9 protein-coding genes and 1 pseudogene are annotated in these 6,778 nt (G+C 32.6%); 1 reads left to right on the top strand and 9 read right to left on the bottom strand.

Annotated features, from left to right (window positions below):
• Positions 1-159, top strand: a pseudogene (locus BMZ74_RS14365) (IS110 family transposase); the annotation flags it as partial.
• A gap of 168 nt (positions 160-327) precedes the next feature.
• Here BMZ74_RS14365 and BMZ74_RS10705 read toward each other — a convergent pair.
• From BMZ74_RS10705 to hisC, 9 genes are all read right to left on the bottom strand, one after another.
• Positions 328-1,215, bottom strand: a complete 888-nt coding sequence (locus BMZ74_RS10705) for a DUF3737 family protein (protein WP_089862224.1) — start codon at positions 1,213-1,215, stop codon at positions 328-330.
• A gap of 127 nt (positions 1,216-1,342) precedes the next feature.
• Positions 1,343-1,504, bottom strand: coding sequence for a hypothetical protein (locus BMZ74_RS14535; protein ID WP_177181428.1), 162 nt, complete (start codon positions 1,502-1,504; stop codon positions 1,343-1,345).
• Positions 1,505-1,552: 48 nt separating this feature from the next.
• The gene (locus BMZ74_RS10700; protein ID WP_089862223.1) at positions 1,553-2,029 is read right to left on the bottom strand and encodes a flavodoxin; all 477 of its coding nucleotides are present in this window, start codon (positions 2,027-2,029) and stop codon (positions 1,553-1,555) included.
• A 218-nt stretch (positions 2,030-2,247) separates the two neighbouring features.
• Positions 2,248-2,922, bottom strand: coding sequence for a bifunctional phosphoribosyl-AMP cyclohydrolase/phosphoribosyl-ATP diphosphatase HisIE (gene hisIE, locus BMZ74_RS10695; RefSeq protein ID WP_089862222.1), 675 nt, complete (start codon positions 2,920-2,922; stop codon positions 2,248-2,250).
• 33 nt (positions 2,923-2,955) lie between these two features.
• A complete protein-coding gene (hisF, locus tag BMZ74_RS10690) occupies positions 2,956-3,723 on the bottom strand; it encodes an imidazole glycerol phosphate synthase subunit HisF (RefSeq protein ID WP_089862221.1) in 768 nt (255 codons plus the stop codon).
• Between the two features lies 1 nt (position 3,724).
• Positions 3,725-4,441: a 1-(5-phosphoribosyl)-5-[(5-phosphoribosylamino)methylideneamino]imidazole-4-carboxamide isomerase gene (gene hisA / locus BMZ74_RS10685; RefSeq protein ID WP_089862220.1), complete on the bottom strand. Its 717-nt coding sequence runs from the start codon at positions 4,439-4,441 to the stop codon at positions 3,725-3,727.
• Positions 4,438-5,046, bottom strand: coding sequence for an imidazole glycerol phosphate synthase subunit HisH (hisH, locus tag BMZ74_RS10680; RefSeq protein WP_089862219.1), 609 nt, complete (start codon positions 5,044-5,046; stop codon positions 4,438-4,440). The genes hisA and hisH overlap by 4 nt, the downstream gene beginning before the upstream one ends.
• The gene (gene hisB, locus BMZ74_RS10675) at positions 5,047-5,634 is read right to left on the bottom strand and encodes an imidazoleglycerol-phosphate dehydratase HisB (RefSeq protein ID WP_089862218.1); all 588 of its coding nucleotides are present in this window, start codon (positions 5,632-5,634) and stop codon (positions 5,047-5,049) included.
• A 1-nt stretch (position 5,635) separates the two neighbouring features.
• Entirely contained in the window at positions 5,636-6,751 is a 1,116-nt protein-coding gene (gene hisC, locus BMZ74_RS10670; RefSeq protein ID WP_089862217.1) for a histidinol-phosphate transaminase, read from the bottom strand.
• Positions 6,752-6,778 lie beyond the last annotated feature (27 nt).

Raw genomic sequence — 6,778 nt, 5'->3', positions numbered from 1 at the left:
AGAGTACACAATGATAGGTACAAAAGCTACTACTACAAAAAGTATAATGAAGTTCCAAAGCACAAGCACAAAAGAGCCCTCGTGCTTACAGCACGTAAATTTGTCCGCCTCGTTTTTGCTCTGCTAAGCAAAGGCGAAATATATCAACCACGGAGGTAGATAATTATTGCAAATTAGTCTGTTTACTTTATTTTCTATCAGAACTATTATTTAGTCATGGGCTGAATTGATAAAAATTACTATTCAGGCTAGGCGGATAGAACTATGCCTAATTTGACCGTTTTCAGCCAAATAAATTAAATTATTTTCTTTTTTCCTCTTGACATCTTACCGTATTACTTTCAAATCTAAATGAGAAGTTTTATTATCTTTATCAATCTCTATACTAATTATTTCTGTCTTTGCTGGTTCAATCTCAGTTTTATCTAAAATTACTTGATCAATTTTCCTGGCTTCTATTCTACCAGCAGCCGGATTTTTAATACTATCAATCTTACTATTAACTTGAACATCAACTGTAGAATACTCAAAAGCTAAATTTGTATTCAATAAAGTACAGTTAATAAGTGTTAGATTTTCAATATAGCAAAATCCCTGCAAACTTTCAATTGTACAATTAATAAAAGTCAAATTTCTTGAATTCCAGCCAATATATTCACCTGATATAAATGAATCAGTCACTGTTACATTTTCACAATTCCAGAATGCATCTTTAGAAAGCAATTTTGAATTACTAATTTCTATATCTTTACAGCCATCAAAAGAATAATTACCAACTAGACTAAATTCATCAATTTTAAGATTTTTACTATTCATTGCAAAATAGTCTCCCTGAGCTGTTACTTCTTTTAAATAAGCATTGTTACAATTCCACAGAGTTTCAGCTGCATTGCTCAGATTAACTTGCTCTAGTCTAATATTTTCTGCTCTTCTAAAGTTTTTAGGAGCTTCAATGGTACAATTTCTAAGTGAAATATTTTTAGTATACCAAATTCCTGCTCGAGCCATTTCAAAAAAGGTGGTATTTTCTACCTCTACATTATTACAATACCAGAGTGGATATTTCCATTTAAATAAATTGTTTTTTAATTTCAAATTACTACTTTCTTTTAAAGGAGACTCTCCATTCAAAAAAGTAGAATAAGATATCTCCAAGTTATCACTTCTAAATAAAGCCCTTTCTCCTGTTAATACTTCTTCTTTAATTTCCTGCATAATAAATCTACTCTCCTGACTTTTACTTAAATTAACTCCAGATTAAAATATTTAGATAATAATTTATTAACATAATCATAGTTTATCATATGGAGTTAACTCCAGATCAATCTTTTTTATTAATTTATTAATTCTTAAATTCACCGGTAAAATTTTCTGCAGCAGTAGAAATCGATTTTGTTGAATTAGAGCGAGAAATAATCTTATTATAATTATTATCTTCAGCTGCATTTATAAGACCTGTTTCAACTAATATAATAAACAGAAAAAAAGCTAAACTAACAGCCAATAATTTTTCATTTTTTTCAGCTCTTTTATTTCTTCTTTAGCTAATAAGTTAATTAAATTTAAACTTATTTAACCAATTTTCTACCTCAGCCTGACTAGAACTACCCCCTCTAATTGACAAGCCCTGTTCTACTCTCGAATTAGGACAATGTTTTATAATTTGCTGAAAAATATTTCCTGTTCCACCTCCTCCATGAGTTAGAAATGGAATAATAAGCTGCTTAGAAAAGTTATTTGTTTTTAAAAAAGATAGAACTGGTGGAGCTACTGTACTGCACCAGTTAGGAGTGCCTATGAAAATGTTATTATAACTATTAAATTCGCTTAAGTTATTTTCTAATTCTGGTAATGAATTATTTTTGATTTCTCTTCTAGCTCGTTTTAAAGTTATCTGATATGATTTAGAATAAGGTAGTAAGGGTTTTAAAGAAATAATTTTACCACCTATATTATTCTGTATTAGTTTAGCAATTTTGGCTGTATTTCCAGACCAGGAATAATAAATTATCAAATTTTTTGAACTCATAATAAAAATCCTCCTTTTTTACATTTTTCATAAATCAGCATTTATTACTTATTCATTTTAATTTTATCAACTACTGATAAATATTACTAATACTTATTTGTTATCATTTAAAATACTTAAAAAGCATATTATAACTAAAAAAGTATCTATAAAATCAAATTTACAGATACTCAGTAAAAAAATACTTATATACTTAATCTTATCTCTAATATGAAGGCTTATTTATGCCTTTTAGTAAGTTCTTTTCTAATCTTTGCTGGAGTGATTCCTCTTTCAGCAAGTAAAACCAATACATGATAAACTAAATCTGCTGTTTCATAAATCAATTCTGAATCTGGCTCATTTTTAGCAGCAATAATAACCTCTGCTGCTTCTTCACCAACTTTTTTCAAAATCTTATCAATACCTTCACTAAAGAGATAAGTAGTATAAGAATCAGCTGGCATTGTTGATTTTCTATTTAAAATTAAATTATAAAGCAGATCTATAACTTGACCTTGCTTAAATTCTGCTGCTTTAGGCTGCTCTGGCTGATCTTTATCTAATAAATTTTCTTCTGCAAGTTTACGATAAAAGCAAGAATCTTCTCCTGTATGACAAGCTGGCCCAGCTGCTTTTACCATAAATAAAATTGTATCTTGATCACAATCATAATAAATTTCTTTAATCTGCTGCTTATTTCCAGATGTTTCTCCTTTGTGCCAGATCTTCTGTCGGGAACGGCTAAAAAATACAGTTTCGCCTTTTTTTAAACTTAACTTTAAAGATTCTTGATTTACATAAGCCACCATTAAAACTTCTTTTGTTTGATAATCCTGTACAACAGCAGGCATTAGTCCCTGCTCATTATATTTAAATTTAAGCTGATTAAAATCATTAATTAATTCTAACATTTAGCCACCATTTCCTTTCTTTATTAAAAAATTTTATCTTTCAATTCTAACTGGAATGCTTTTTTCTGCCAGTTCAGCCTTGAGATCTTTTATTGCTACTTCTCCAAAATGAAAAATAGAAGCTGCCAGAGCAGCATCTACATCTGTTTGTTTAAAAAGATCAACAAAATGGCTAATTTCACCAGCTCCACCTGAAGCAATAACTGGAATATTAACTGCTGCTGTAACTGCCTGCAGCATTTCAAGATCAAATCCCGACTTAGTACCATCTGTATTAATACTGGTCAGTAGAATTTCACCTGCTCCGAGGTTTTCCAGCTTACGTACCCAATCTAACAAATCAATTCCGGTAGCTTTACTCCCACCATGAATAAAAATTTCCCAGCCATCACGACTCTTGCTGCTAGCTGCATCAACTGCTGCCACTATACACTGAGAGCCAAAGATACGGGCTCCTTCCTGCACTAATTCAGGGTTTTTTACCGCTGCTGAATTAACAGAAACTTTGTCAGCTCCAGCCCGCAGGATAAACTGCATATCTGCTATTGTTCTAATTCCCCCTCCTACAGTTAAAGGTATAAAGACTTGAGCTGCTACCTTTTCTACTAATTCAGCCAGAGTTTTTCTTTTTTCTTTAGTAGCTGTAATATCTAAAAAAACTAATTCATCGGCTCCTAAATCATTGTATTCTTGAGCAGATTCTACAGGATCACCAGCATCAATTAAATCCACAAAATTTACTCCTTTAACAACTCTGCCATCTTTAATATCAAGACAGGGAATTATCCTTTTTTTAAGCATTCTAATCACCCAACTCTGTTAAAATTTCTTTTAAATTAATTTTATTTTGATAAATTGCCTGACCAGTAATTGCTCCATAAAAATTTCGTTCAGCCAGCCGATAAAGGTCTGCTTTAGAACTAATTCCACCTGAGGCAATAACCTTTAAATCTGTAGCCTCTTTTATTTTACCAAGACCAATTAAATCTGGTCCACTCAGCATACCATCTCGTCCAATATCAGTATAAAGAATATATTTAACACCTAGTTTTTCTATTTTTATAGCAAAGTCAACTAAATCTTGATCACTCTCTTCTAACCAACCTGAAGTAGCTATTTTACCCTGACGAGCATCTAAACTAACTAAAATACTTTCACTTCCAAATTCGATTAATATTTTTTGCAATAATTCAGGGTTTTTAACTGCCAGTGTTCCAATGACTACCCTTTCTACACCAATCTGTAGTAAGTTTGCTACATCAGCCTGACTGCGAACACCTCCACCTGTCTGAAGCTTTAATTCTGTTTGAGATGCAATCTGTTTAATCAAAGAAAAATTTTTCCCTTGCCCTGCTGCTCCATCTAGATCAACTAAATGCAGCCATTCTGCTCCCTGGTCTGAAAACTGCCTGGCTACTGCCAGAGGATCGTTACTATAAATAGTCTTACGAGTAAAATCACCCTGTTCTAATCTTACAACCTGACCTGCTTTGAGATCTATTGCTGGTAGAATAATCATCTTAACAGCTCCTTAAAATTAGCCAGTAACTTAATCCCATTGTCACCACTTTTTTCGGGATGAAACTGAAAACCAATTATATTGTCTTTTTTTACTACTGCTGGCACCTGCCCCCCATAGTCAGCAATTGCCAGTACATCTGGACTTAGCTCAGCCAATTGATAAGAATGAACAAAATAAAAATGTGGTTCTGCTGGTAAACCTTTAAAAAGAGAATCAGATTTTCTAATCTGTAACTGATTCCATCCCATATGAGGAATTTTATACTTAGTTGTCATCTTAGTTATTTCACCTTTGAGCAGGCCAAGTCCAGCTGTTTTCTCTACTTCATAACCCCATTCAAAAAGCAACTGCATTCCCAGACAAATACCCAAAAATGGTTTTCCAGTTGCTACAAACTCATCGATAAATTTAATAAATTTACTAGATTTCAATTTCTGCATAGCTTCAGGGAAAGCACCAACTCCTGGTAAAATTACAGCCTGATAGTCTGCTGGCTTAGCTTCATCACCCTTAGCAATAACCTCTGTCTCTTCACCGAGGTAAGTCAGAGCTTTTTGAATACTATTTAAATTACCAGCTCCATAATCTATAATTGCTAACATTTACAGCACTCCTTTTGTAGAAGGTATTCGATCTGATTCAATCTCAACAGCATCTTTTAAAGAGCGGGCTAACCCTTTAAAAAGAGCTTCAATTTTATGATGACAGTTTTCACCATGTAGAATTTCTAAATGAAGAGTTAACTCAGCATTAAAAGCAAAAGCTCGCATAAATTCAACCACCATTTCAGTCGGGAACTCTCCCACCATTGGTCTTGCAAAACTAAAATCTGTATAAAGATAAGGCCTGCCACTCAAGTCAACAACTACCCGGGCCAGACTTTCATCTAAAGGTATCAAAGCACTGGCAAATCTGCTAACACCTTTTTTATCTAATAAAGCAGATTTAAAAGCTCTCCCCAAGGCAATACCTGTATCTTCAATTGTATGATGATGATCAACTGCTAAATCACCTTTAACTGAGACCTCAAGGTCAAAACTACCATGACGAGAAATTTGTTCCAACATATGATCAAAAAACCCAATTCCTGTTTTAATATTACCTGTTCCCTGCCCATCAAGATTAATGCTAACTACTATCTCAGTTTCTGCTGTTTTTCGCTGCTCTACTGCTATTCTTTTCTTGTTCATTTTATTCCTCCTGTTCTAACTGCTTAAATTCTGCGAAAACATTAAGCACCGCTTCATTTTCAGCTGCACTACCAATAGTAATTCTAATTGCTGGGGTTTCTGAATTATAAGATCTAATCTTAATCCCGTGCTGATTTAAAAGCTTTTTAAAAATAGTAGTTTTTTGGCCTTCTATGTATAAAAAATTAGCCATTGAAGGATAAAGCCGCCACTTTTGGTAAGAATTTAACTGCTGATACATTAGTTGCCGCTGTTCTTTAATAACAGCTACCCTTTGTTTAATAATTTCAATATTATCCAACATAACAGAAACTAGCAAATCAGTTAAACTATTTAAATTATAGGGAACTAAAACTTTTTTTAGTTCTTCTACTAAAGCATTATTCCCATAAAGATAACCAAAACGAATTCCTGCCAGTCCAAAAGCTTTAGAAAAAGTTCGAGTAACTGCCAGATTAGGATGAGTCTTAATATCACTTAATAAATTAAGTTCACTAAAGTCAGCATAAGCCTCATCAACAATTACCGGACCAGTAAATAACTCTGCTATTTTTAAAATAAGCTCGCGAGCGATTGGCTGACCAGTTGGGTTATTAGGTGAACAAAAGAAAATAATCTTTGGCTTCTCTTGGTTAATAATTTTTTGTAAAGATTGATAATTAAAATTTTCATTAAGTGGAACTGCTAAATATTCTCCTCCACTAAGCTCAGTAAAATATTTATACATCGAGAAGGTAGGCGCCTGGGCTAAAACTTTATCGCCAGGATTAACAAAAGCCCTAATTAAAATATCAAGTATATTATCAGAACCATTACCTACTATAACTTGATCTGCAGTAACTTTTTGTTTTAATTCTTCGCTTAAATAAGCAGCCATTTTTTGCTGTAACTTTTCTGAATAAATATCAGGATAACGATTAATTTCTGCCTGTTCAAAACAGGCTTTAAATTCTTTTTTTACTACAGCTGGCAAATCAAAAGGAGATTCATTACCAGCCAGATTTATTTTAACTTTAAAACTATCTATTTCTGCTTGATAAGGAGAGATAGCTTTAACTTCAGATCTCAACATTGATTTTAATTGTATTATTTTTTCATTTTGTTTAATTGGGCTCATTTATATCCTCCTTGGAAATAACTTAAA

This window comes from Halanaerobium salsuginis (genome assembly GCF_900114545.1).
GTDB classification, from domain to species: Bacteria; Bacillota; Halanaerobiia; order Halanaerobiales; family Halanaerobiaceae; genus Halanaerobium; species Halanaerobium salsuginis.
Note: the sequence above shows the minus strand (reverse complement) of the source record. Positions and strands in the feature narration are given on the sequence as shown.

What these genes read in the sequence shown, in the direction of transcription:
- hisA (WP_089862220.1), bottom strand. Translation starts at nt 4,441, where the DNA reads ATGATTATTCTACCAGCAATAGATCTCAAAGCAGGTCAGGTTGTAAGA.
- hisH (WP_089862219.1), bottom strand. Translation starts at nt 5,046, where the DNA reads ATGTTAGCAATTATAGATTATGGAGCTGGTAATTTAAATAGTATTCAA.
- BMZ74_RS10705 (WP_089862224.1), bottom strand. Translation starts at nt 1,215, where the DNA reads ATGCAGGAAATTAAAGAAGAAGTATTAACAGGAGAAAGGGCTTTATTT.
- hisB (WP_089862218.1), bottom strand. Translation starts at nt 5,634, where the DNA reads ATGAACAAGAAAAGAATAGCAGTAGAGCAGCGAAAAACAGCAGAAACT.
- BMZ74_RS10700 (WP_089862223.1), bottom strand. Translation starts at nt 2,029, where the DNA reads ATGAGTTCAAAAAATTTGATAATTTATTATTCCTGGTCTGGAAATACA.
- hisIE (WP_089862222.1), bottom strand. Translation starts at nt 2,922, where the DNA reads ATGTTAGAATTAATTAATGATTTTAATCAGCTTAAATTTAAATATAAT.
- hisC (WP_089862217.1), bottom strand. Translation starts at nt 6,751, where the DNA reads ATGAGCCCAATTAAACAAAATGAAAAAATAATACAATTAAAATCAATG.
- hisF (WP_089862221.1), bottom strand. Translation starts at nt 3,723, where the DNA reads ATGCTTAAAAAAAGGATAATTCCCTGTCTTGATATTAAAGATGGCAGA.